Source organism: Chryseobacterium sp. AC417, from assembly GCF_979258215.1.
In genome coordinates, this window is sequence record NZ_OZ409845.1 from 223,394 (window position 1) to 249,005 (window position 25,612).

A 25,612-nucleotide genomic window follows, 5' to 3' on the forward strand; every position below is an offset into this window, starting at 1 on the left:
ATATTAATTTTTTAAAAGGTTGATGATTTCTTTATTGTCGGTTTTTAATGCATATTCAAAAGGTGTCATTCCCATCGCATCTTTTAGGGTCTTATCAGCTTTATATTTCAGCAGCATCTCAACAAGTTCTTTATTACCCGATTTTACAGCCCAAAATAAAGGCGTAGTTCCTGTCGCATCAGCAATGTTGGGGTCTGCATTTTTCTTAAGTAAATGTTCTGCCAGATCTTTATCGTAACGGATAGAAAGCCCGGCTAAAGCTGTCCCTTCCTGACTCTTATAATTAAGGTCTTTTACATTATCAATTAAAAAAGATGCAACTTCTTTATTCCCTCTGTAGCAGGCCAAAATCAATGCAGAAAATCCTCTTTCATTGGTTTGGTTGATCGCATCAGGATTTTGTTTCATTACATCTTTAAGCTCTGCCACTGTACCGCTTCTTGCAATATCAAAAACTGATTTTGCTTTTTCCTGAGCTGATACATAAGAAAAGCTCAATAAAAATCCTATTACTAATATTAAATTTTTCATTGTTTTGAAAGTGTATAATTATATTCAACGTTTACATTTTCAGCTACTTTTTTTGTAACCATTTTTGGTATTGTTACATCAAAATCTACTGGTTTTGCTAAGAATTTTCCTTGTATAAAAATTTTTCCATCCTTTGAATAGAGAGTTGCAGTAGAAGTTACAGGCCGATCTTTACCATGGAAGTTTAAGGTACCTTGTATGGTGTATTTCTGTGGGTTTGCAGATAACTTAGACTTATCAAATCCCTGAATTTTTCCTTTAAATGTAGTTTTTGGATATTTTGCAGTTTCAGCGTAGCTTTCATTAAAATGTTCCTCCATCAGCTTCACTTTAAATTTAAAATTTTTCACCTGAGAGACACTTGCCATATCACCGGTATCAGCATTTAAAATCACCGTGTTATTGTTATCCTGGGCATAAACATCTTCAAACAAAGGAACAGAAGCTTCAAAAGTAACTTTTCCGTTTTTTGAACTGTATTTTTGTGCCAAAGCCAAATTTCCGCAGATTGTAAGAAATAATATTGCTATTAAATTTTTCATTTTATTAGTTTTTTAATTTTCAATTAAACCGTCTGCTTTCCATTTGATGAAAAGATTGATCTGACTTGTTGATAACGAACCTCCCTGAGGCATTTTTTGCGGATCTCCGTTGGGTCTTTGGATTCTGTTTAAAATGTTATCAATGTTGTTTTTCACCTGATTATAATTGGTAAACGGCTGAAATGATGCAGAACCCGTTGCAGAATGACACACAATACAGTTCGCATCAACAATCGGTTTTATATTTTGATTGTACTTTACAGCTTCTGTGATCGTTTCGTTATTCGAAATCTCCTCATAGGTTCTGCTTTCGCATGCGGTAATGAAAAGAAAGCAAATTGATATGTAGATTATTTTTTTCATCTTAAAATACTCTGTAAAGATTAAATCCAAAGAAAATTTGTCCTTTTTCCCACTTTCCGGTCGCATTGGTGAGGTAACCAATATCTGAATTCAATTGAGAATTGCTGAATAAAAGTTGAAAAACATGACCCCCGGTTTCAATATCCATTCCCACAGACAAAGGATTTTTGTAGAAACTGTGATGATCAAAATTCACAAAATATTCTGCGTTGATAGAAATTCTCTTCGAGATTTTGTAACGGCCTCCCAATCCTGCAAGAAACTGATTATCATCTTCTACAGCCGGCTCATATAAATTTTTATGAACGTAAGAAGGTGTGACCTGCAGAGAAAATTCATCACTGAATCTTCTTGAAATCAGAGCCTGCGTTAAATATGAAAGCCTGTCACCAAACTTCAGGTACGGATAGTTATCTTTGTCTAATGCTGTGTTAAGAGCTGCAACATTATAGCCTACAACATCCAACGGAAAATGATCATTCTGTTTCAGAATGCTGTATTTTGCTCCCATTTCGAATGTTTTCATATTGGTTTCTCTGGAAAGACTGAGCGATAAACCATCTGTAAGACCATAAATAACACCCAACTTTGTGGATGCTTCATCTAATCCGAAGAAGTTTTTAAAACCCATACTCACATCGCCAAAACGGTGTGCAACCACCATATACCATTCGTTTTTGGCAGTTAGCTTTGTAGATTGTCCGGTAACTATTTGTAAGGCTTTGAATGCCGGCGGATTATTTTGTGTTGTTTGAATGGTGTCAATATCCTTCAGCAAATCTTCCTGAGAATAGGCAAGAATTGATGATAACATTGACAAAAAGAGGAGAGTTTTTGTCATATAATTTTAATTAAAATTGATACAACAAACTTATCGACTAAAATTTTTAAAAGTAGGTGACAAAAGTCACCAATGAGATTGTTTTTATCAATCAGATTAATAAAAGTATTAAAACAAATTTATTAGAGCTGACTAACATTTTCAGTCTGGGCAATTCTGATTCCTGCTTTGCCTTGAGAAATCTCTCCCTCATTTTCCATTTTTTTCAGTACTCTACTTACCACTTCTCTCGAGGTGCCGAGATTTGTAGCAATTTCCCTGTGAGTAAGTTTTATGGGATTATTGCCTGTTAAGATAATCTGATGTTTGATGTAGCTGAGAATTCTTTTATCAAGTTTGTGAAATACAGCTTCATTCACCATATTCATAACGTCTGAAAAACGTTTGTCATATTCCTGGAAAAACAATTTGTTTATTGCGGGAAACTTTATTAACCAATCGTGCATGACGGAAACTGGAATGAGCAAAACTTCCGAATCTTCTTCTGCAACTGCATAAATACGACTTATATAATCAGAAAAAATAGAAGAAAAAGTCATCATACAACTATCATCTTCTCTTACATAATAGTAAATGAGCTCTCGCCCATCATTTAATGAAAAAACTCTGATAGAACCCTTGATGAGAAACGGAACAAATTTATTTTTTTGCCCTTCTCTGGTTATTTCAGTTTTTGCTTTTATATTGGTGATAATAGCGTGTTTATTGATTTCTCTTAAAAAATCGCTACCCAAAAAACCAAATTTGTTAATAATAAATTGATTATCCAACATAGATTTTAAATAATATCTAAAGCAAAGGTATTAAATTGTAACAACGTCATTATATTTTTTTTCGTTAAAAATAATATTTTTATTAATATTTGATAATCCATTTAGACAAAAAAACAAATATTTAGAAGTATGATCAATGAAAGAGAAAAGTACATATTGTACTTCGCTAGGATAAATTCCGGATGAAAATTGTTATCAAATAAATATCATCACTATAATTAGTATAAAAAAATGCCCCAACTTTCGCTGGGGCATTCTTATATGTTTTTGAGAAAATCTTACGCTTGTACGTTGTTTCCACCTAATACGAAAGGCTCAACTTCTTTGATTTCTCCGAACTGCTGCTCGTAGTTTGTGATGTTTTGCTGAAGAGCTGTAAGAACTCTCTTAGCGTGAAGTGGAGCAAGAATTACTCTTGAACGCACGTTCGCCTGCTGTACACCCGGCATTAGTTGGATGAAATCTACTACAAATTCTGATGGAGAATGGTTTACTAAAGCAAGGTTACAATATACCCCTGAAGCTACCATTTCGTTCAATTGAATGTTGATGTTGTTTGGATCGTTGTTTTGATTTTGGTTGTCCATTATTTTTGTTTAAGTTTTATGTTTAAAAAATTCAAGGCTCAAAAATAAATTAAATCTTTGAACCCTGAACATTAAATTTTGAATTAATTTAAATCTTCAAATTCTTTTTTAGAACCTACGATTACATTCTGATACTCTTTAAGACCTGTACCTGCAGGAATTCTGTGTCCTACAATTACATTTTCTTTAAGACCGTTCAGCGTATCTACTTTACCAGCTACTGCTGCTTCGTTCAGAACTTTAGTTGTTTCCTGGAACGATGCTGCAGACATGAATGATTTAGTTTGAAGAGCTGCTCTTGTAATCCCTTGCAATACCGGTGTAGCGGTTGCAGGAAGTGCTTCTCTTACTTCAACTAATTTCTGATCTTCACGCTTCAACTTAGAGTTTTCGTCTCTCAGTTCTCTTGCAGTAATCATCTGTCCTGGCTTGAATTCTTTAGAATCACCAGCGTCTGTAACTACTTTAAGACCAAATACTCTGTTGTTTTCAACCAAGAAATCATATTTGTGCTCTAGAGCAGCTTCAAGGAACTGAGTATCACCTCCGTCAACGATTGATACTTTTGTCATCATCTGTCTTACGATGATTTCGAAGTGCTTATCGTCGATTTTTACCCCTTGTAGACGGTAAACTTCCTGAATTTCATTTACTAAATATTCCTGAACCGCAGTTGGTCCCTTGATCTTCAGGATATCGTCCGGAGTAACTGAACCGTCAGAAAGTGGCGAACCAGCTCTCACGAAGTCATTTTCCTGTACTAAGATCTGGTTTGATAATTTAACTAAATAAATTTTTCTCTCACCAGTTTTAGCCTCAACGATCAATTCTCGGTTACCTCTCTTGATTTTTCCGTAAGAAACTACCCCATCGATTTCTGTAACAACCGCAGGGTTTGAAGGGTTTCTTGCTTCAAATAATTCTGTAACTCTCGGAAGACCTCCGGTGATATCCCCTGACTTAGCAGATTTTCTTGGGATTTTGATTAAGACTTTACCAGCCTTAATTTTTTCACCATCGTTTACCATTAAGTGGGCTCCTACCGGTAAGTTGTAACCTTTTTGCTCAACCCCTTTAGAATCTACCACCTTCAGTGTAGGTACGGCTTTCTTATTTCTAGATTCGGAGATTACTTTCTCCTCAAATCCTGTTTGTTCGTCAATCTCCAACTGGAATGAAATACCTTGGATGATATCTTCATACTCTACTTTACCAGCGTTCTCTGCAATAATTACCGCGTTATAAGGATCCCATTTTGCAATGATATCACCTTTTTTCACTTTATCACCAGATTTAACCAATAACTGAGAACCGTAAGGTACGTTTGCTATCATTAATGGAGTTCTGGATTCGTTATCAGCAACCAATCTGAATTCTGTTGTACGAGATACTACTACTTCCGCAGTGTTTCCGCTTTCGTCTTCAGAAGTAATTGTTCTTACCTCATCCAATTCAACGATACCATCTCTTCTTGCGGAAATTGAAGGATTTTCTGATACGTTTGTAGATACACCCCCTTGGTGGAAAGTTCTCAACGTAAGCTGAGTTCCCGGTTCCCCAATTGATTGTGCAGCAATTACACCTACCGCTTCACCCATGTGGATTTTCTTACCAGTTGCCAGGTTTCTACCATAACATTTAGCACAGATTCCTTTTTGAGTTTCACAAGTAAGTGGTGAACGTACTTCCAAAGCTTCAATACCCATTTCTTCGATTCTTTTAGCTAAAGCTTCATCAATAATCTGATCAGCGTTTGCTACCAATTCGTCGGTTTCAGGATCGTATACATTATGAAGAGATACTCTACCTAAGATTCTTTCAGAAATTCTTTCAACGATTTCGTCATTTTTCTTCAGTGCGGTAACTTCAGTTCCTCTAAGTGTTCCACAGTCTTGTTCTGTAATGATAACATCCTGTGCAACGTCTACTAATCTTCTCGTTAGGTAACCTGCATCGGCAGTTTTCAATGCGGTATCCGCAAGACCCTTACGAGCACCGTGAGTAGAGATAAAGTATTCTAAGATCGAAAGACCTTCCTTAAAGTTTGCAAGAATCGGGTTTTCGATAATTTCCGCACCGGTAGAACCAGCTTTCTGCGGTTTTGCCATCAAACCTCTCATCCCTGATAACTGACGGATCTGTTCCTTAGAACCCCTCGCACCAGAATCAAGCATCATGTATACAGAATTGAATCCACCTTGGTCAACTTTCATTCTGCTCATGATCATTTCAGTTAATCCTGCGTTGGTGTTTGTCCAAACGTCAATTACCTGATTATATCTTTCTGTATCTGTAATAAGACCCATGTTATAGTTGGCTCTAATTTCGTCTACAGTTTCAATAGATGTTGCGATCATTTTCTTTTTCTCAACAGGAACAACGATGTCACCTAATGAGAATGAAAGACCTCCTTTGAATGCATTTGAATATCCTAAGTCTTTCATCGCATCCAAGAACTTCACAGTGGTAGGGAAATCTGTATCAGCAAGTACTTTACCAATAACATTTCTTAATGATTTCTTTGTAAGAAGTTCATTAATATATCCTGACTGTTTAGGAACGATCTGGTTAAATAAGATTCTACCAACAGAAGTTTCAGTTAATTTCGTTGTGATTTCACCGTTTTCTTTAATTGGAAGTCTACATCTTACTTTAGCGTTTAATGAAACTCTACCTTCAGCATAAGCGATTTCCGCTTCTTCCGGAGAATAGAATGCAAGACCTTCTCCCAATACTTTTTTCTCATCTGTAGAGCTTAATTCTTTGGTCATGAAATAAAGACCAAGAACCATGTCTTGAGATGGTACTGTAATTGGAGAACCGTTTGCCGGGTTCAAGATATTCTGAGAACCTAACATCAATAACTGAGCTTCCAAAATTGCTTCCGGACCCAACGGTAAATGTACCGCCATCTGGTCACCATCAAAATCGGCGTTGAATGCTGTTGTTACCAACGGGTGTAATTGGATTGCCTTACCTTCGATCATCTTAGGTTGGAAAGCCTGAATACCCAGTCTGTGCAAAGTAGGTGCTCTGTTTAGCAAAACAGGGTGACCTTTCATTACACCTTCTAAGATATCATACACTACAGGTTCTTTTCTGTCAATAATTCTCTTTGCAGATTTTACTGTTTTTACAATTCCTCTTTCAATCAGTTTTCTGATGATAAACGGTTTGTAAAGCTCAGCTGCCATATCTTTAGGAATACCACATTCGTGAAGCTGTAAGTTTGGACCTACAACAATTACCGAACGAGCAGAGTAATCTACCCTTTTCCCTAGTAAGTTCTGACGGAAACGACCCTGCTTACCTTTCAATGAATCTGAAAGTGATTTCAATGGTCTGTTTGATTCAGATTTTACGGCAGAAGATTTTCTTGTATTATCAAATAATGAATCTACTGATTCCTGAAGCATACGCTTCTCGTTTCTCAAGATTACTTCAGGAGCTTTGATCTCCAATAATCTCTTCAAACGGTTGTTTCTGATAATTACTCTTCTGTAAAGGTCATTAAGGTCAGAAGTTGCGAAACGCCCTCCATCCAACGGAACTAATGGTCTTAGTTCTGGTGGTATTACAGGAAGCACACGCATAATCATCCACTCTGGTCTGTTGATCATTCTTGTATTAGCACCTCTCAATGCTTCTACTACGTTCAATCTTTTCAGAGCTTCAGTTCTTCTTTGCTTAGAGCCTTCATTGTGAGCTTTGTGTCTCAAGTCGAAAGACAATGCATCAAGATCAATTCTTTTCAGCAATTCTTCAACAGCTTCCGCACCCATTTTAGCAAGGAATTTGTTTGGATCTGCATCATCAAGATATTGATTATCCGGAGGAAGAGTTTCCAAAACATCCAGATATTCTTCTTCTGTAAGGAATTCTTTCTCGTCAAAATCTGAACCATCTGCTTTCTTAGCGATACCCTGCTGAATCACAACATATCTCTCGTAATAGATAATCATATCTAATTTCTTAGAAGGAATACCCAAAAGATAACCGATTTTGTTTGGTAAAGAACGGAAATACCAAATGTGCGCAATAGGAACAACCAAACCAATATGTCCGATTCTTTCTCTACGTACTTTTTTCTCCGTAACCTCTACACCACAACGGTCACAAACGATCCCTTTGTAACGAATTCTCTTGTATTTACCACAAGCACATTCGTAATCTTTGATAGGACCGAAGATTTTTTCACAGAACAAACCGTCTCTTTCTGGTTTATGCGTTCTGTAGTTAATAGTTTCCGGTTTAAGAACTTCCCCTCTTGAGTCTTGTAAAATTGACTCAGGTGAAGCTAAACCGATAGTTATTTTATTAAATCTACTTGATTTATTTTTATTTGACATTTGTTAGATTTTAAATTTTAGATTTTAGATTTTAGATTAACTTTTGAATGTTGCCATTCAACATTTATAATTTAAAATTTAAAATTATTCCTCTAGTCTTACGTCTAATCCAAGACCTTGCAGCTCATGAAGTAATACGTTGAAAGATTCCGGAATACCTGGTTCAGGCATTGCTTCCCCTTTCGCAATCGCTTCATAAGTTTTTGCTCTACCAATCACGTCATCCGACTTCACAGTCAAGATTTCTCTCAAGATATTTGCAGCTCCAAATGCTTCAAGAGCCCAAACCTCCATCTCTCCGAATCTCTGACCACCGAACTGAGCTTTACCTCCTAATGGCTGCTGAGTAATTAATGAGTAAGGTCCGATAGAACGTGCGTGCATTTTGTCATCTACCATGTGCCCAAGTTTCAACATATAGATAATACCTACTGTTGCAGCCTGTGTAAATCTTTCTCCGGTACCCCCATCATAAAGGTGAGTGTGACCGAATTTAGGAACTCCTGCTTTCTCAGTGTACTCTGTAATCTGATCAAGAGTTGCCCCATCAAAGATTGGCGTAGCGAACGTCATTCCCAATTTCTGACCAGCCCATCCTAGAACTGTTTCATAAATCTGTCCGATGTTCATACGAGAAGGTACCCCAAGTGGATTCAATACGATATCTACCGGTGTTCCGTCTTCTAAGAATGGCATATCTTCTTCACGAACGATTCTCGAAACGATCCCTTTGTTACCGTGACGACCCGCCATTTTATCTCCAACGTTTAGTTTACGTTTTTTAGCGATATATACTTTAGCCAATTTCATGATCCCTGCAGGAAGCTCATCGCCGATAGAAATTGCGAATTTCTCACGGTTTTTAACTCCTTGGATATCGTTGAACTTGATTTTGTAGTTGTGAATCAATTGTTTAATCAATTCATTTTTATCGTTGTCAACCGTCCAGTCTGCACCGCTAACGTTTACGTAATCTTCTACTGAAGTCAATAATTTGTGAGTAAATTTCACTCCTTTACCGATAATTTCTTCATCTAAGTCATTCGTAACTCCCTGAGAAGTTTTACCGCTAACTAGAGTGTTTAATTTTTCGATTAAAGTATTTCTCAACTCGTCAAACTTAGCCTTGTAAGTGTTTTCAATCTCTTCAAGCTTCAGTTTTTCTTCAGTTCTTTTCTTTTTGTCTTTAATGTTTCTAGAGAACAATTTTTTGTTGATCACAACACCTCTTAATGAAGAATCTGCTTTCAATGAAGCATCTTTTACATCACCGGCTTTGTCACCAAAGATTGCTCTCAAAAGTTTCTCTTCAGGAGTAGGATCAGATTCACCTTTTGGAGTAATCTTACCAATCATGATATCACCAGGCTTCACTTCAGCACCGATTCTGATCATCCCGTTCTCATCAAGATCTTTTGTAGCTTCTTCTGAAACGTTCGGAATATCTGCTGTCAGTTCTTCCATACCTAATTTGGTATCACGAACTTCAAGAGAATACTCATCTACGTGGATCGAAGTAAACCAGTCTTCACGTACTACTTTTTCGTTGATTACGATTGCATCCTCAAAGTTGTACCCTTTCCAAGGCATGAAGGCTACTACTAAGTTTCTACCAAGAGCCAATTCTCCGTTTTCAGTTGCGTAACCGTCACAAAGAACCTGACCTTTATGTACCGTTTCACCTACTCTTACGTTTGGTCTTAGGGTAATCGTCGTACTCTGGTTAGTTTTTCTAAACTTAGTCAGTTTATATGTTTTCGTAGCAGATTCGAATGATACTAAATCTTCGTCATCGCTTCTTTCATATTTAATAATAATCTGATCAGCATCTACATACTCTACAACACCATTACCTTCTGCATTGATCAAAATTCTTGAATCTTTTGCAACTTGTTGTTCCAGACCTGTACCAACGATTGGAGCTTGTGGCTTCAACAAAGGAACTGCCTGACGCATCATGTTTGATCCCATCAATGCACGGTTTGCATCATCATGCTCCAAGAATGGAATCAATGAAGCAGAAATACCGGAAATCTGGTTTGGTGCAACGTCGATCAAATTAACCTGAGAAGGCTCAACTACAGGATAATCACCATCTAATCTGGCAATAATTCTGTCTGTTAAGAACGCTCCGTTATCATCTAACTCAACGTTTGCCTGAGCAATTACTTTATCTTCTTCGTCTTCTGCATTCAGATAAATAGGATCAGCATGTAAGTCTACCGTACTTCCTTCTACTTTTCTATATGGAGTTTCGATGAAACCTAAAGTATTGATTTTAGCATAGATACCTAAAGAAGAGATCAAACCAATGTTTGGTCCTTCAGGAGTTTCGATAGGACAAATACGACCATAGTGAGTATGGTGAACGTCACGTACCTCGAAACCTGCTCTTTCTCTTGATAAACCACCAGGTCCTAGTGCAGAAAGTCTACGCTTGTGCGTGATCTCTGACAATGGGTTGGTTTGATCCATGAACTGAGAAAGCTGGTTGGTACCAAAGAATGAGTTAATAACTGATGTTAAAGTTTTTGCATTTACAAGATCAAGAGGAGTAAAGATTTCGTTATCTCTAACGTTCATTCTCTCTTTAATCGTTCTTGCAATTCTTGAAAGACCTACCCCAAACTGTCCTGCTAATTGCTCACCAACAGTTTTAATTCTTCTGTTTGATAAGTGGTCAATATCATCAACCTCAGCTTTAGAGTTTACCAATTCGATCAGGTGTCTTACAATCGCAATGATATCTTCTTTCGTAAGAACCTCAGTTGTAGTCGGGATATTAAGACCTAACTTTTTGTTTAGTCTGTAACGTCCTACTTCACCAAGTGAATATCTTTGCTCTGAGAAGAATAATTTTTCAATAATTCCTCTTGCAGTTTCCTCATCGGGTGGATCTGCATTTCTAAGTTGACGGTAAATATATTCTACCGCTTCTTTTTCAGAGTTGGTAGGGTCTTTTTGTAAAGTATTCTGAATGATAGAGAATTCGTTTGAATTTTCTTTGTGAATCAAGATAGATTTCACACCGGCATCCAAAATAAGATCAATATGTTCTTTTTCAAGAATCGTTTCTCTGTCTAGGATGATTTCGTTTCTTTCGATAGAAACTACTTCACCAGTATCTTCGTCTACAAAATCTTCGAACCAAGTATTCAATACTCTCGCAGCCAAAGTTCTGCCTTCTACTTTTTTAAGGGCAGCTTTAGAAACTTTCACTTCTTCTGCAAGGTCAAAGATCTGAAGAATGTCTTTATCAGATTCGAAACCAATCGCTCTTAATAATGTTGTTAAAGGTAATTTTTTCTTACGGTCAATATACGCATACATTACGCTGTTGATATCCGTAGTAAATTCCATCCAAGATCCTTTAAAAGGGATAATTCTTGAATAGTACAATTTTGTTCCGTTTGCGTGGTAAGTCTGTCCGAAGAATACACCTGGAGACCTGTGTAACTGAGTTACGATAACACGCTCTGCTCCATTAATAATAAATGAACCAGACGGAGTCATGTAAGGAACCGGACCTAAATAAACATCCTGTACAACAGTCTGAAAATCTTCATGTTCAGGGTCTGTACAGTACAATTTAAGTCTGGCTTTCAGAGGAACGGAATACGTTAAACCTCTTTCCACACATTCGTCGATCGAATAACGTGGAGAATCTACCAGATAATCTAAGAATTCCAAAACGAATTGGTTTCTAGAATCGGTAATTGGAAAGTTTTCTTGGAAGGTCTTGTGCAAACCTTCTTTCTTTCTGTCTTCCGGAAGTGTGTCTAATTGGAAAAAATCTTTAAATGACTCTAACTGGATATCTAAGAAATCCGGAGTAATGATTTTTCCTTTCGCTGTAGAGAAATTTATTCTCTCATTTCCTTTAGTAATTGCGGTTGTTTTACTCATAAAACTTTTAAGAAAGGGTTAAAAAATATTTTGATTTTACAAAAAATATCAGAAAAAGATTAAAAGAGAAAGAGCTCAGATAAAAGACTTATGATGTTTGGCGCTATCAGAAGCAGTCTTTAGTTCTTTATTCTTATTATTTACTCTAATTCTAACTGCAACGCTGGTATATCTTTTCACAGCGTAATGCAAAATATTTTTAAATTTTACTTTTAGACGAAAAGTACCTATCATTTACAAACAAGAAACCCCTTTCAAAAAATGAAAGAGTTGATTTACAATGTTTTACCGTAATATGTATAGTTTTAGCGCCAAAAGAGACTGCAAATGTACGAAATAAAATCGAAATAAGAAACAAAAATGACCACTTCGTTTTGAAGTGGTCATTTCAATATGAGTTAATAATATTTTAAGGTTTAGTCCAAAAAGACCATTCTAATCCATTATAAAGCGCAAGCTGGTTGGTAGCCGTTACAAAAACCATCATCCCGGGACTGGGATTGACTATAGATGTATGAGAACTTACTCTTGGTAAAATCATTGCTTTATTGGTATCCGCCAGAACTAAAATTCCTGATGTAGTATCTGTTACCAAACCTCCTATCTGAGTTTTTGCAGTTGATACTTCCAGATTCGTATCTGGCACACCTACTCCTACTGCGGGGCTGAATGCTCCATTCGAAAGATCAAACCAAGTAACCGTATTGTTTCTGTATTTGATTTTTTTGTCTGTAGAATCAAATATTAATGTGCCGGCAACCGGTGTTGTAACGCTCGCAGCAGAAGTGACCCAAGGCAGCACAATTCCTTTTGTTCCTGACGCAGCATTACCCAATTCTAAAGATACACTTGTATTAGCAGGAGCATTAGAATTGGTAGTTTTACCAATTGTTACCTGACTGAATAAAAAACCTGAGATGAATATTACTGTTAATATTATATATTTTTTCATTTTTTCTTTTTTATTGAGTAAAATCGTCACATGTCTGCTTTGTATAGCAGAACCACTGTGTGCCGTCATATATTTTTAAACAGTTGTTGGTAGTATCGTACACCATCATACCCTGTACAAAGTTTGCAGGAGCAATTCCGGTTGGCACACTTGGAGTCCCTGTAAAAGGAAGCCTGTTGATGACAAAACCTTTCGTTTTAGCATCCAAAGCAGTATATGCGCCTGTAATTTTCATTGGCCAGTTCCCATTATTAACACCTGCTCTTCCTAAAGCTGTTATACCATGATTTGTTGGCACCCCGCCTACTCCCGGAGATGTTGCAGGACGGAAACATCTGTCGCACTCTGTATCTCTAGTACCTGCGCTCTGAGAAGTCCCCAACCCCTGACCTAAGTCTGCGGTTGCATCTGTATTATCAGCGATGCCGGCAACACCACCTGTATTATTTGCCGCATTATTTACTAATAACGGAACACCTCTAACAGCAGCAACAGTGCTTATAACCTGTGAAGGAGTTCCTGTTGTTGTCCCATTTCCTAAAACTCTAATCTGCCCTCTAAGTGACTGCGTTGCAAAGGTTAAAGGATATATCTGATTGTATCGTACTGTTTCAGAACCTTCTAGTGAATCAGCACAACCATCACCATCAGAATCGGCATCCACATAATTGAGTACAGTATCATTATCGGTATCTACAGTACAGTTCTGTCTATAAACTCCAAAAATAAAACCATGCGGATCATTTCCTCCGGTGATACTCATGATAAATGTAGCAACCTCTTTAGGAATAAAAAAGAAAGTATACCCCTGTGCAGGACTAGCATTCGGTAAGCTGGTTGAAAAAACAGTACCGGTCTGTCCTGGAGTTGGCGTAACACCTTCAAACAACGAGAATCTACCCGAATTAAAAACATCCACATTCTGGATTACTGTCAAAGGAACTGAAAACGTAGAGCTTATTGTCGCACCCTCATTCCCTAAACCTGCAATTCCGATTATATATTGGTAGTCATTATTCGCGGTACTTATTGATTTTGCACTTGCACCAAAATTAAAATTTAAAACTCTTGGAACTCCAGGCGTAGTTCCTCCCGCAACAACATCTAAATAAGTCGTGGAGAAAGTTGCGGTTGCAGAGCCATTGACTGTTAACGAAGCGGTGGCATTAGGAGGGGTAAAAGTTCCCCACCCATTTCCTCCAGACGTTTTTGTAATTCTAACACCGCCTTCGGGAAGTGTTGCTCCAGGCGGAACCAAAGGAAAAACTACCGTATTTCCTGTACTTAGTTCTGTTGCCAATGCGGGTGTTACTGTCGCCATTGTGACGGTTCCGGCACAACCTTCAGCTGTATCTAAAATACCATCGTTATCATCATCAAGATCTACACTGTCTGCCAACGCATCACCATCTGTATCTAATTCTACAAAGACTGTTTCGGTACATGTTGTAGTACTTAAACTTATAGTGAGAGCACGTGTACCGACCGCACCACCTCCGGTATAAGTCATGTCGACATCAACGTATGTTGTTGTACTCGTCACATTTACACTTTGATTTGCAGTATTAAAGTTGGTTCCGCTTACAGAGATATTATATGTTCCCGGAATATAAACTGCTGTAATAGGAATCCTAAGTGTTCTAGTTGCTGTAACCCCAGGTACAAAAGGACTTCCGTTGATAAACGTCGAACCACCACAGACAAACTGAAACGGTATATAATAATCAACAGAAGCTAAATCCTTACTTCCTGTGAAATTTACTGAATTATCAAAAACTCTGTCGACAACAGAAACACCCGTAACTAAATCAATAGTGTAAAGCTGCTGTGGGTTTGTATTATCCACAACGTACATTTTACCATTAAGGTAAGCTGCACCTAAACCATTAGCAATGGTAGCAACAGGACCAGAAATCTGGGCAACTAGTGACGCCGTCGCCGTTGTAGCATTTACCAGGGTAATTCTGTATAAATATCTGTTAGTATCTGCTGAATTTGCGACAACCGTATAAACATTATTCTGATAATCAAATATTGCATCATTAACAAAGATAGTTGTTGTCCCCAAATTCCAAATTGTATCGCCTGTTGCGCCAGTTACAGTGATAGGTGTTGCACTTGGTGTAGGATAAACCCTGTATAAGTTCTTTGTATTACTACCAAAGCCAAACACCTGACCGAAATACGTTCCCGGTACGTTATTAGTACCAAACCCACCCATAGCTACCGGAAGGGTTGTCCCAGCTACAGCAGTTCCGTTTTTATTAATTGCAGCTGCAGCTGTTGTATTTGAACTGATATAAACTAAGGTATTAGGCGCAGTCGGAGCGTCATAACCTATTGCAAGATTGGTAACAGCTGTCCCTAAATTAGTATTCAATGGTGCAGGAGTATTAATCACTGTAGGTGTAACGCCTGTAGTTATATCATAGATTCTTCCTGTTGTTGCGGAGGAAATATAAATTCTCCCTGCTTGCTGGGAAAACACAGTTGTATTAAACAGCATCACAAAAAATGCTGCTAGTAAAAGTATATTCTTATTCACTTTTTTATTTTTAATATTTTATAAGATTCAACTTGATTTATAAATAACCATCAAGTCATTAACTATTAAATATTAAAAATGGGCGGCGGTCTCACAGAAAAGACCTCAGAGAAACAAAAATCTAAAGATTTGTTATTATAAGATAAGAATTGTTGTGAATAGAGAAAATCTAAGGCAGTCTGTAAATATGGTGCGTTTTCAATAAGACATATTTTAGAAAAATCCTGATTTCTATAGCTTGGTGCTACATAATCCTGATTGATATGAGTGGAAGCCATAAACTCTTCGGAAGAAGGAATGGTATCCAGCTCTTTATGAAGAAAAGACTTTGATCTTTCCTTATGCTGATCAATCTCTTTTTTAATTTTTTTTAAGGCTTCTGTCTCTTTTTTTTTCTCAACTGTTTTAAGCTGGTTTTTAAGATCCTTTTTCTCTTCTTTTTGTGTTTTAGAAGTAACTTTAAGTAAGCTTCCTTTATCTCCGTTTTCCTGATAAGTAAGATCAGAATTTTTTAGAATAATTTTTTTGTCACGAATCTGCTTATTGAAGCTCTCATCCTTTGAGAAGATTTTTGCATCATTTTTTAGAAAAATGGTTGGAGAAGAAGTACGTTTTATCGTATCATTTTCCTGCGAATATCCCAATATACTGCAAAAAGACAGCAAACACATTATTAATATACGAAAATAATCAAAGCCTTTACTCGTCTTTGAATTATTTACAATATTATTAATATAAAATAGAGATTTTTGCAACTATAATAATTTACAAGCGCAAAAATAACCAATTTATCAATATTATTACATTAATTTGTTGTTAATATGTGAATTTATCATGTTTCTATAAATTTATCCAAATGGTATGAAATACAATTTGCCTTGGAAAAATTAAAATAATTCTTCATCCAGAATTATTCTATTTATAATTTGAATTAAATTTATTTTTAAAATAAAAAAAATCATCCAGAACCAAGCAATTAAATTACAGTGCAGAATTTACAGTTAAGGTCTCCAAAATAACAAATTCTCAGCTTAAAACAAGCTACTTTCTCTTTCTACAGATTTAGATGTTAACTCTCCATATCAATTTTTCATATTCTCTTTACCATTTAAAAATTATATCTGAATCCCTGCACATCATCCCACCATTATTGATTAATAGACATAAATGTTGGTGTTTCTCAAAAAACAATATGATTCTCTGAAATAAGTTCAGTACGAAATAATACTTATAAAAAAAGGTCACTATAAAAATAGTGACCTTCATATCTTGTAAAAAGAAACGAATTATTTCAATTCTACTTCAGCACCAGCTTCTTCTAATTGCTTCTTAAGAGCTTCAGCTTCGTCTTTAGAGATACCAGTTTTGATAGCAGCAGGAGCTCCATCTACGATATCTTTAGCTTCTTTAAGACCAGCACCAGTTAAATCTTTTACCAATTTAACGATTGCTAATTTAGATGCACCAGCAGCTTTAAGAATTACATCGAATTCTGTTTTTTCTTCAGCAGCTTCAGCACCACCACCTGCAGACATAACTACAGCAGCAGCAGCTGGCTCGATTCCGTACTCATCCTTAAGGATAGTAGCTAATTCATTTACGTCTTTTACTGTTAAGTTTACTAGCGTTTCAGCTAAATTTTTTAAATCTGACATTGTTGTAATGTTTTTGTTGATTATTTATTTAATTTTTTGAGAGTAATTATTCAGCAGCTGGAGTTTCCTCAGTGCTATCTGCAGCTGGAGCTTCTGGAGCCGCCTCAGCAGGAGTTTCTTCTACAGCAGGTGCAGCAGCTTCTTCAGCTGTAGCTTCTGTTGTTTCAGATTTGTTTTGAAGAGCAGAAACAACTCTTTGAATTGGAGACTGAAGCAATCCGATGATTTCACCGATCATTTCTTCTCTAGACTTAATGCTTACTAAAGCATCAAGGTTGTTGTCACCAACATAGAAAGTTTCTTGTACAAAAGCAGATTTTAAAGCCGGCTTATCTTCTTTTTTTCTAAAGTCTTTGATTAATTTTGCCGGAGCGTTAGCTGTTTCAGCAATCATTAATGCAGAGTTCCCTTTGAAAGTTTCGAACATTTCAGAGTAATCTACTCCTTCAATTTGCTCCATTGCTTTTTGCAAAAGTGTGTTTTTCACAACTTTTACTTTGATATTTTGCTTGAAAGCCTGTCTTCTGAAGTCAGAAGATTTTGCAGCGTTCAAACCGTCTAGATCTGCTACATAAACTACTTTTGCATCCTGAAGCAAGTCTTTGATCTCTTGTATTGCTACAACTTTTTGGTCTTTTGTCATTGTCTTAAGGATTATAATTAGTTAACAGATTTACTATCAATTGCAATACCCGGGCTCATTGTAGAAGACAAATAAATGCTCTTCACATAAACACCCTTAGCAGCAGTTGGTTTCATTTTGATCAATGTCGAGATTAATTCCTGAGCATTTTCTTTCAATTTGTTAGCATCAAAAGATACTTTACCGATACCTGCATGGATAATACCGTATTTATCAACTTTAAAGTCAATTTTACCAGCTTTCACTTCAGTTACTGCTTTACCAATATCCATCGTTACAGTACCTGATTTTGGGTTAGGCATTAAACCTCTTGGACCTAATACTCTACCTAATGGACCTAATTTACCCATAACAGCCGGCATAGTAACGATAACGTCAACATCTGTCCAACCATCTTTTATTTTCTGTAAATATTCGTCAAGACCTACATAGTCTGCACCTGCTTCTTTCGCTTCAGCTTCTTTATCCGGTGTAACCAATGCTAAAACTTTAACATCTTTACCAGTACCATGAGGAAGAGATACAACACCTCTTACCATTTGATTAGCTTTTCTAGGATCTACACCCAATCTTACAGCGATATCTACAGAAGCATCAAACTTTGCAGTGTTTACTTCTTTTACAAGAGCAGCACCTTCTTCAAGGTTATAAATTCTTCCTTTTTCTACTTTGCTTAAAGCTTCTTTTTGCTTTTTAGTTAATTTTGCCATTTCTATTAGTTTTAAGCGTTAGTTGGTTTAGTTCCTGTTACTCTTAATCCCATAGATCTAGCAGTACCTGCAACCATAGAAAGAGCAGAATCCATCGTGAAACAGTTTAGATCTGTCATTTTATCTTCTGCAATTTTTTGAACCTGAGCCCAAGATACAGCACCTACTTTGTTTCTGTTTGGTTCTCCGGATCCTCCTTTGATTTTAGCTGCATCCATTAACTGAATTGCTGCAGGTGGAGTTTTAATAACGAATTCAAAAGATTTGTCTTCGTACACTGTAATCACTACAGGCAAAACTTGACCTGGCTTATCCTGAGTTCTTCCGTTAAATTGTTTACAAAACTCCATGATGTTCACACCTGCAGAACCCAAAGCTGGACCTACTGGTGGAGAAGGGTTGGCAGCGCCACCTTTCACCTGAAGTTTAACCATTTTAAAGACTTTTTTAGCCATTTTTTAATTTTTAATAATGAATAATTAATGAGTTTGGAAGCATTTATTATTCAGTAGAATTACCTACTCACATACAGCAACCCTACTTTTCGGATTGCAAAATTATGAAAATTATTTTAAATAGCAAAAGTAATTGATTGATTTTTAGAAAGAATATGATATTTATGAAAAATTTCTGAACCTAATATTTCCATCCAAAGAATATATTCTGTAACACAACCATTCTAATACCCAACAAAAGTAATCTTTGACCAGGACAAATAAATTTAATAACAATTAAATAATAAATGAGAATGTTTTAATAAAAATAACATTCATTCGTTTGCATTTTTTTTCAAACTTAATTTAGTGAAGAAATAACATTACAGTGACTTTAACTTGCATTGTTTTATGAACAGAAAAAAATACCGCTCATTTCTGAACGGTATTTTAATATATTTGAAAAGTATTAAACTTTTTCTACCTGCATAAAGCTTAACTCCATAGGAGTTTTTCTTCCGAAGATCAAAACAGAAACTTCTACTTTCTTCTTGTCTTCCAAGATTTTTTCAACGGTACCATTAAAACCATTAAATGGTCCGTCGATTACTTTTACATTTTCACCAACGATGAAAGGAATTTCTGCATCTGAAGCAAATTCTGACAGTTCATCCATTCTGCCTAGCATTCTGTTAACCTCAGATTTTCTCATGGGAACAGGATCTCCGCCTTTAGTTAAACTCAGAAAAGAAATTACACCGGGAATATTTTTGATCACGTGAGGAATCTCTCCCATCAACTCTGCTTCTACCATCAGATAACCAGGATAATATGGTCTCTCTTTTGGTACTTTTTTCCCATTTCTCAGCTGAATAACCTTTTCCATAGGAATAACCACCTGAGTAACGTACTGCTCAAACCCTAAACGTTTGATTTCTGTCTCAATATAGTTTTTCACTTTATTTTCCTGTCCGCTGATTGCTTTCAGCACATACCATTTCAATTCGCTCATTATGGGAAAATACTTTTTTAGTTGAAGGTATTGATTAGTATTCCGATGATATTACTGATTGCTTTAGAAAACAATTCATCAACACCAAAGGTAAACAATGCTAAAATAACAGTTGCAATAGTAACTACAATAGTTGAAGACTGTAGGTCTGACCACTTTGGCCATTCTACTTTATGTCTAAATTCGTGATAAGAACCTTTTAAAAATTCTACTAAGCTCATTATTTTCTTTTTGCACGGGCACAAGGATTCGAACCCTGATCAACGGTGTTGGAGACCGGTATCCTACCATTGGACGATGCCCGTAGATTATAAAAGTTCCGTAAGTTTCCTTACGGAACTTTTATTATATTAAGATGATTAATCTAAGATTTCAGTAACCTGACCAGCACCAACTGTTCTACCTCCTTCTCTGATCGCAAATCTAAGACCTACGTTAAGAGCGATTGGCTGTAACAATTCTACTGTAATAGTTAAGTTATCACCAGGCATTACCATTTCTACACCTTCTGGTAAGAAGATCTCACCTGTAACGTCTGTAGTTCTTACATAGAACTGAGGACGGTATTTGTTGTGGAATGGAGTGTGACGTCCACCTTCTTCTTTAGAAAGAATATAAACCTCAGCTTTGAATTTTTTGTGTGGCTTCACAGAATCTTTCTTAGCGATTACCATACCTCTCTTGATGTCAGTTTTTTCAATACCTCTCAACAATAGACCTACGTTATCACCAGCTTCACCTCTGTCTAGGATTTTTCTGAACATCTCAACTCCTGTAATAGTAGAAGTTAATTTTTCGTCACCCATACCGATGATATCTACAGGATCTCCTGTGTTGATAATACCAGCTTCGATTCTACCAGTTGCTACAGTACCTCTACCTGTAATAGAGAATACATCTTCGATAGGCATCAAGAATGGTTTCTCTTGATCTCTAACAGGAAGTTCGATCCAAGTATCAACAGCATCCATCAATTCTTCAACTGATTTGAACCATTTGTCATCCGGAGTACCATTAGTAGCAGCAGTAAGTGCACCAAGAGCAGATCCAGCGATTACCGGAGAGTTATCTCCATCATACTCATATTGAGATAAAAGATCTCTAAGTTCCATTTCAACAAGCTCTAACAACTCTTCGTCATCAACCATGTCAACTTTATTCATGAAAACAACAATTCTAGGTACGTTTACCTGACGGCAAAGTAAGATGTGTTCTCTAGTCTGAGGCATAGGACCGTCAGTTGCAGCACATACCACAATAGCTCCATCCATTTGAGCAGCACCAGTAACCATGTTCTTAACATAATCGGCGTGACCTGGACAATCTACGTGAGCATAGTGTCTAGCTTCAGTTTCGTACTCGATGTGAGCTGTATTGATAGTAATACCTCTTTCTTTTTCTTCTGGAGCAGAGTCAATAGCAGAGAAATCTTTTTTCTCAGCAAGACCTTTGCTAGCCAATACAGCAGAAATCGCTGCAGTAAGTGTAGTTTTACCATGGTCAACGTGACCAATAGTACCAATGTTCAAGTGTGGTTTGTTACGATTAAACGTTTCCTTTGCCATGATATTAAATTATTTATTTTATGTTTATTCAAATTTTCAGTGTGCAAATATAATGAATTTTTAAATACTAAAATCTTTTTGTTTGAAAAAAAAGTAATATTCAAATTCAAAAAGTGCAGACCAACATTTTTTGTAAAAATTGAACTGCAAATTTATAACAAAAAATTGAATTAAAAAAAACACATTCAAAATCCAAGATGATTTTTCTATCGTATATTTAGCTGAAACTATTAATTAAAATAAATTATTATGAAAAAACTATTCAACATTTGTCTGGCTACTTTTGCCTTCATCACGGTATTCTCTTGTGATGATGATGATGAAATGAGTATGCCGGAAACACCCGTAGCAGGACCTGATGTAATGGTTTACGGATTAAGTGCCAATAATGAACTTTTAGCTTTCAACGCTAATAATGCATCAACATTTACTTCTACCAAACCTATTACCGGGCTTGCATCCGGAGAAAAATTGTTAAGTATTGATTTTAGACCGGCTACCGGCGAGCTTTATGCCGTATCGAGTACGAGTAAATTCTATATCATCAATACTACTACTGCAGCTACACGAGCGGTAAGTGCGACTGCTTTTTCACCTGCAATTTCAGGAACGATTGCATCTATAGATTTTAATCCCACTGTTGATAGAATAAGATTGGTTACCAACACAGGACAAAACCTCCGTCTAAATCCCGAAACCGGAGCGTCAGTAGCTATAGATGGTAGTATTGCAACTACATCTTCAATCGCAGGAATTGCATACACCAACAGTAAATCTGGTGCTACATCCACTATTTTATATGATTTGGATTTAACTTCCGGTAAATTATTTAAACAAGATCCTCCCAATAACGGAACTTTAGTTGAAGTAGGAAGTTTAGGTCTTACATTTACCGGTCAGGCTGCATTTGACATTAACCCTGAAAACACAGTTGCTCTGATGGCAGTGACCAACGGAACGCAAAACGCACTACATAGTGTAGATCTGGCTACAGGAAAAGCATCAAGCATTTCAACTCTAGCCCAAAAAGTAATTGATCTTGCTATTCCTACAAACCCGGTTGCTTATGCAATTGACAATGCCAACGCTTTACAGATATTTGACCCAAATAAACCTGCAACAACTGTTACAAAACCACTTACAGGATTACAAGCCGGAGAAAATATTTTAGGAATAGATTTCAGACCTTTGAACGGGCAATTGTATGCTTTAGGAAGTTCTAACAGAATCTACACAGTAAATTTGGGTAATGGTGCTTTAACGCAAGTTGGAACTGGTACACTTACTACTGCACTGGTTGGAACTGAGTTTGGCTTTGATTTTAATCCAACTGTTGACCGAATAAGAGTTGTAAGTAATATGGGACAAAATTTACGTTTGAATCCGATTGACGGTAGCGTAAGTGCAGTTGACGGAGCAATTAATCCCACTCCTGCTTCTGTGAGCTCTGCTGCATATACGAACAACTTTGCAGGTGCAACCACAACATCATTGTTTGTAATTGATGTTAATACAGATAAATTATACTTACAAAATCCACCAAATAATGGTACACTTGCCGAAATTGGAGCGTTAGGTTTAAACATCACAGGAGCAAACGGATTTGACATTGGAAGTACAAGCCAGAAAGCATATTTAGTTGCCTCTGTAGGTGCTGAAACAAAAATTTACACGGTAAATACTACTAACGGCTCTACAGCCTCTTTAGGAACTTATCCAAATCCGGTAAGAGGATTTACGATAGGTTTAGGATTCTAGAAACACAGTCTTGATTATATAAAGAAACCCGAGATAGATATTCTATTTCGGGTTTCGATTTTTATAAATAAATTAATATTCGAATATTTTGGTTCGTAGGCTTTCAAGAAATGAATTTAAAGTTTTTACTTGAGAGGGTTTCGTGAAATTTCCCTGACTGGGAATTCCACTCAGGAGTTTTGATGCTTTTTCCTGCAGAGATTTCTACTCGTTTTACATCAACAGTAATTCGCTTATAAATGACTGTATGATTAAATTTAGTGGGTCTTATTTTCTTTTTTACCACGTACGCATGACCTTGTTTTTAATTGAATTATTATAAACACAAAAAAGCCTTTATATATTACTATTTAAAGGCTTTTTGTATCTTAGTTTCTCAACTTGCGGAGAGAGAGGGATTCGAACCCCCGGACCTGTTACAGTCAATAGTTTTCAAGACTATCGCAATCGACCACTCTGCCATCTCTCCATAACTACTATGATGTCGTTGTTTTGGTGGTGCAAATATAATATGTTTTTTTGAATCTCCAAAATATATCTTTAAATTTTAAAAAGAAAGATTTTCGCTCAATTTAAAAGTCTTGGAATAAAATATATGAAAATGAAATTTTGAGAAAAAAAATATCCCGAAGAAATCTGGATGAAAATTGAGCCAACTACGGGACTTGAACCCGTGACCTAGGATTTCATTTTAAAATATTTGGTTTCAAAACCGTCGGCGAAATGTGGGATCACAAAAGAATCTTTGGAGAATTAGATATGGCAGATTGCAAAAATCCATCGACACCGATAAGAATTTGAAAATTGCAATTCTAAATAAAGACTGGTTTATCATTGCGAAGATTTACAACGGATCTTGATTTCTGGAGATTGCTAAAAAGTATGGGCGTGAGCCTTATAATATTAGTATGGCGAATGCTTATAAGAAATTTATAAAATATAGTGAATGGTGCCTTTTAAAATATTGAATTAAGGAAGTAATGTTAGTTCATCAATATTATTCATATCAAAATGGATTTTCTCATTACCAAATTTTGCTTCACATGTTGCCATTCTGTTATAATTACTTTTAGCAGTTATTTTACCTAACCCATACTGAATATGAAAGACGTTATCTAAAAGTCTGTAATGATAAACTTTACGAATATTAGTGCTACCTCTTAATGAGTTAGCAAGCATTAAATCGTGAACTGCATTTTTTATCTGCTGTGTATCTGTAATTTCTAGAACATTCTCGGTTCGTAGTTGTTCATATATACTGTCATTGTTTACTTCAGTATTGTTTTCTAAATTATAATAAATGATGTCATTTTCTCTATCAAAATATTCTAGTATCTTTCGATTTTGACCAAAGTCCAATATTTTTGTAAATCGACTTTTTGCTTGATTTTTTAAAATTCTAAATAATTCAGCTTCTCGCTCCAAAATACTATTCAGATTTAAAATGTCATTACTAGTCTTAATGCCTGCGCGATTATTTTTTGAGATATCCACAGTTAAGAATTCAGACGTACTTTTTAACATTGTACTAAGTCTTTCTAATTCAGCTTTTAATTTCTTCCCTCTTTCAATATATTTATTTTCATTTTCTAAATTATTTTCTAATTCAATAGAATAATCTCGAAGTGCATTTTGTTTATCTTCTTTTACAGATTTTATTTCCGTTTCAAAATTATTAATCAATATTTTATGAGCCTTCTCAAGTTCTGAAATTTCATCAAGATGTTTTGCCTTTGCTTCGCTACTATATGATTTTTCATCATTGTATAATTGAATTAAATCATCGTACTGTTGTTGTAATGCCTCTCTGCTAGTTGCATTACTATTAGCCTCCAAGGCTTTAGTTTTTTTATAATCTCTCTCGGTTTCTGCAACAAGAATATCACCTTCATGCTCTAATTCGGCTACACGATCAATTTTTTTATTAATATTTCGGTTAATATTAGCTTTTTTTATAACCCATTCGATGCCCCAATTAATGTATGGAAGTAATAAGAGGTAAATTCCAGTTGAAATGAGTGGGAATATTACTAATGGCAAAGGATTAATATAATATTGAGTAATATAACAGATTTTATACTCTGCATTTTGCTTTGAAAAAAGAATGAAATATAATGGTCTCCAATTGAATATTATCCATGATATTGTAAATGTTCCAACAAAAGGATTTTTTAATCTTTCATGAGCATTCTCGATTATGTTTTTAACTAAGTCAATTATTTCTTTCAAGGGTTAAAGTTTTTATAAATATACAAATCTATTTAACAATTAAATCTTAAGATTAGTTTGTACATAAATAATTCAAAATTTGATGTTTAAAATGAGTCGGTGATTGGCAAATCCATTTCATCCAAAATATTTTTAATATGCCAGGTTCTAATTTCGTTGATCAACAAATTTCAAATCCTAACGACTCTTTAATTTATTAATATTTGTGATACATCTA

21 protein-coding genes and 2 tRNA genes are annotated in these 25,612 nt (G+C 35.9%); 1 reads left to right on the forward strand and 22 read right to left on the reverse strand.

The annotated features are described in order from the left end of the window. Positions 1-3 precede the first annotated feature (3 nt). The 19 genes from ACZZ9T_RS01080 to tuf form a co-directional block, all read right to left on the reverse strand. Positions 4-531 (reverse strand): ankyrin repeat domain-containing protein, encoded by a 528-nt coding sequence (locus ACZZ9T_RS01080; RefSeq protein WP_463440572.1) that lies wholly within the window; start codon positions 529-531, stop codon positions 4-6. Beyond that, entirely contained in the window at positions 528-1,073 is a 546-nt protein-coding gene (locus ACZZ9T_RS01085; RefSeq protein WP_463440573.1) for a YceI family protein, read from the reverse strand. The genes ACZZ9T_RS01080 and ACZZ9T_RS01085 overlap by 4 nt, the downstream gene beginning before the upstream one ends. 12 nt (positions 1,074-1,085) lie before the next feature. Beyond that, a complete protein-coding gene (locus tag ACZZ9T_RS01090; protein ID WP_463440574.1) occupies positions 1,086-1,436 on the reverse strand; it encodes a hypothetical protein in 351 nt (116 codons plus the stop codon). A gap of 1 nt (position 1,437) precedes the next feature. Beyond that, positions 1,438-2,277 (reverse strand): DUF5777 family beta-barrel protein, encoded by an 840-nt coding sequence (locus tag ACZZ9T_RS01095; protein ID WP_463440575.1) that lies wholly within the window; start codon positions 2,275-2,277, stop codon positions 1,438-1,440. A gap of 122 nt (positions 2,278-2,399) precedes the next feature. After that, positions 2,400-3,050, reverse strand: a complete 651-nt coding sequence (locus tag ACZZ9T_RS01100; RefSeq protein WP_463440576.1) for a Crp/Fnr family transcriptional regulator — start codon at positions 3,048-3,050, stop codon at positions 2,400-2,402. 278 nt (positions 3,051-3,328) lie between these two features. Further along, on the reverse strand, positions 3,329-3,637 hold the full coding sequence (locus tag ACZZ9T_RS01105) for a DUF3467 domain-containing protein (protein ID WP_047444864.1): 309 nt from the start codon (positions 3,635-3,637) through the stop codon (positions 3,329-3,331). Positions 3,638-3,720: 83 nt separating this feature from the next. Next, positions 3,721-7,986, reverse strand: a complete 4,266-nt coding sequence (gene rpoC, locus ACZZ9T_RS01110) for a DNA-directed RNA polymerase subunit beta' (protein WP_463440577.1) — start codon at positions 7,984-7,986, stop codon at positions 3,721-3,723. An 84-nt stretch (positions 7,987-8,070) separates the two neighbouring features. Then, entirely contained in the window at positions 8,071-11,892 is a 3,822-nt protein-coding gene (gene rpoB, locus ACZZ9T_RS01115) for a DNA-directed RNA polymerase subunit beta (RefSeq protein ID WP_463440578.1), read from the reverse strand. 409 nt (positions 11,893-12,301) lie between these two features. Continuing rightward, positions 12,302-12,844 carry a hypothetical protein gene (locus ACZZ9T_RS01120; RefSeq protein WP_463440579.1) on the reverse strand — a complete coding sequence of 181 codons (543 nt, stop codon included), beginning with the start codon at positions 12,842-12,844 and terminating at the stop codon, positions 12,302-12,304. A gap of 10 nt (positions 12,845-12,854) precedes the next feature. After that, the gene (locus ACZZ9T_RS01125) at positions 12,855-15,389 is read right to left on the reverse strand and encodes a beta strand repeat-containing protein (RefSeq protein ID WP_463440580.1); all 2,535 of its coding nucleotides are present in this window, start codon (positions 15,387-15,389) and stop codon (positions 12,855-12,857) included. Between the two features lie 65 nt (positions 15,390-15,454). Next, positions 15,455-16,054: a hypothetical protein gene (locus ACZZ9T_RS01130; protein WP_463440581.1), complete on the reverse strand. Its 600-nt coding sequence runs from the start codon at positions 16,052-16,054 to the stop codon at positions 15,455-15,457. Positions 16,055-16,675: 621 nt separating this feature from the next. After that, positions 16,676-17,044, reverse strand: coding sequence for a 50S ribosomal protein L7/L12 (rplL, locus tag ACZZ9T_RS01135; protein WP_219970376.1), 369 nt, complete (start codon positions 17,042-17,044; stop codon positions 16,676-16,678). Between the two features lie 46 nt (positions 17,045-17,090). Next, positions 17,091-17,687 (reverse strand): 50S ribosomal protein L10, encoded by a 597-nt coding sequence (rplJ, locus tag ACZZ9T_RS01140; protein WP_463440582.1) that lies wholly within the window; start codon positions 17,685-17,687, stop codon positions 17,091-17,093. A gap of 17 nt (positions 17,688-17,704) precedes the next feature. Further along, the gene (gene rplA, locus ACZZ9T_RS01145; RefSeq protein WP_463429600.1) at positions 17,705-18,397 is read right to left on the reverse strand and encodes a 50S ribosomal protein L1; all 693 of its coding nucleotides are present in this window, start codon (positions 18,395-18,397) and stop codon (positions 17,705-17,707) included. A gap of 11 nt (positions 18,398-18,408) precedes the next feature. Next, positions 18,409-18,852 carry a 50S ribosomal protein L11 gene (gene rplK / locus ACZZ9T_RS01150; RefSeq protein ID WP_162088342.1) on the reverse strand — a complete coding sequence of 148 codons (444 nt, stop codon included), beginning with the start codon at positions 18,850-18,852 and terminating at the stop codon, positions 18,409-18,411. Positions 18,853-19,300: 448 nt separating this feature from the next. After that, complete coding sequence (gene nusG / locus ACZZ9T_RS01155; RefSeq protein ID WP_047444878.1) at positions 19,301-19,843, reverse strand: transcription termination/antitermination protein NusG; 543 nt, start codon at positions 19,841-19,843, stop codon at positions 19,301-19,303. Between the two features lie 17 nt (positions 19,844-19,860). Then, on the reverse strand, positions 19,861-20,064 hold the full coding sequence (gene secE / locus ACZZ9T_RS01160; RefSeq protein ID WP_463429601.1) for a preprotein translocase subunit SecE: 204 nt from the start codon (positions 20,062-20,064) through the stop codon (positions 19,861-19,863). Positions 20,065-20,077: 13 nt separating this feature from the next. Continuing rightward, positions 20,078-20,148: transfer RNA gene (locus ACZZ9T_RS01165), tRNA-Trp, on the reverse strand. 54 nt (positions 20,149-20,202) lie between these two features. Beyond that, complete coding sequence (tuf, locus tag ACZZ9T_RS01170; protein WP_463429602.1) at positions 20,203-21,408, reverse strand: elongation factor Tu; 1,206 nt, start codon at positions 21,406-21,408, stop codon at positions 20,203-20,205. 249 nt (positions 21,409-21,657) lie between these two features. Between tuf and ACZZ9T_RS01175 the strand changes: the two genes are divergently transcribed. Beyond that, a complete protein-coding gene (locus ACZZ9T_RS01175) occupies positions 21,658-23,166 on the forward strand; it encodes a DUF4394 domain-containing protein (protein ID WP_463440583.1) in 1,509 nt (502 codons plus the stop codon). Positions 23,167-23,269: 103 nt separating this feature from the next. On the opposite strand, the gene ACZZ9T_RS01180 is transcribed toward ACZZ9T_RS01175, so the two are convergent. From ACZZ9T_RS01180 to ACZZ9T_RS01190, 3 genes are all read right to left on the reverse strand, one after another. Further along, positions 23,270-23,452 carry a hypothetical protein gene (locus ACZZ9T_RS01180; RefSeq protein WP_463440584.1) on the reverse strand — a complete coding sequence of 61 codons (183 nt, stop codon included), beginning with the start codon at positions 23,450-23,452 and terminating at the stop codon, positions 23,270-23,272. 98 nt (positions 23,453-23,550) lie between these two features. After that, positions 23,551-23,635: transfer RNA gene (locus ACZZ9T_RS01185), tRNA-Ser, on the reverse strand. A gap of 500 nt (positions 23,636-24,135) precedes the next feature. After that, positions 24,136-25,395, reverse strand: coding sequence for a hypothetical protein (locus tag ACZZ9T_RS01190; RefSeq protein ID WP_463440585.1), 1,260 nt, complete (start codon positions 25,393-25,395; stop codon positions 24,136-24,138). Positions 25,396-25,612: the final 217 nt, after the last annotated feature.

Coding starts and splice junctions, on each gene's coding strand:
- ACZZ9T_RS01090 (WP_463440574.1), bottom strand. CDS start 1,436: ATGAAAAAAATAATCTACATATCAATTTGCTTTCTTTTCATTACCGCA.
- rplJ (WP_463440582.1), bottom strand. CDS start 17,687: ATGACAAAAGACCAAAAAGTTGTAGCAATACAAGAGATCAAAGACTTG.
- rplL (WP_219970376.1), bottom strand. CDS start 17,044: ATGTCAGATTTAAAAAATTTAGCTGAAACGCTAGTAAACTTAACAGTA.
- ACZZ9T_RS01085 (WP_463440573.1), bottom strand. CDS start 1,073: ATGAAAAATTTAATAGCAATATTATTTCTTACAATCTGCGGAAATTTG.
- ACZZ9T_RS01175 (WP_463440583.1), top strand. CDS start 21,658: ATGAAAAAACTATTCAACATTTGTCTGGCTACTTTTGCCTTCATCACG.
- rplA (WP_463429600.1), bottom strand. CDS start 18,397: ATGGCAAAATTAACTAAAAAGCAAAAAGAAGCTTTAAGCAAAGTAGAA.
- ACZZ9T_RS01120 (WP_463440579.1), bottom strand. CDS start 12,844: ATGAAAAAATATATAATATTAACAGTAATATTCATCTCAGGTTTTTTA.
- ACZZ9T_RS01105 (WP_047444864.1), bottom strand. CDS start 3,637: ATGGACAACCAAAATCAAAACAACGATCCAAACAACATCAACATTCAA.
- rplK (WP_162088342.1), bottom strand. CDS start 18,852: ATGGCTAAAAAAGTCTTTAAAATGGTTAAACTTCAGGTGAAAGGTGGC.
- ACZZ9T_RS01100 (WP_463440576.1), bottom strand. CDS start 3,050: ATGTTGGATAATCAATTTATTATTAACAAATTTGGTTTTTTGGGTAGC.
- rpoC (WP_463440577.1), bottom strand. CDS start 7,986: ATGTCAAATAAAAATAAATCAAGTAGATTTAATAAAATAACTATCGGT.
- tuf (WP_463429602.1), bottom strand. CDS start 21,408: ATGGCAAAGGAAACGTTTAATCGTAACAAACCACACTTGAACATTGGT.
- nusG (WP_047444878.1), bottom strand. CDS start 19,843: ATGAGCGAATTGAAATGGTATGTGCTGAAAGCAATCAGCGGACAGGAA.
- rpoB (WP_463440578.1), bottom strand. CDS start 11,892: ATGAGTAAAACAACCGCAATTACTAAAGGAAATGAGAGAATAAATTTC.
- ACZZ9T_RS01080 (WP_463440572.1), bottom strand. CDS start 531: ATGAAAAATTTAATATTAGTAATAGGATTTTTATTGAGCTTTTCTTAT.
- secE (WP_463429601.1), bottom strand. CDS start 20,064: ATGAGCTTAGTAGAATTTTTAAAAGGTTCTTATCACGAATTTAGACAT.
- ACZZ9T_RS01095 (WP_463440575.1), bottom strand. CDS start 2,277: ATGACAAAAACTCTCCTCTTTTTGTCAATGTTATCATCAATTCTTGCC.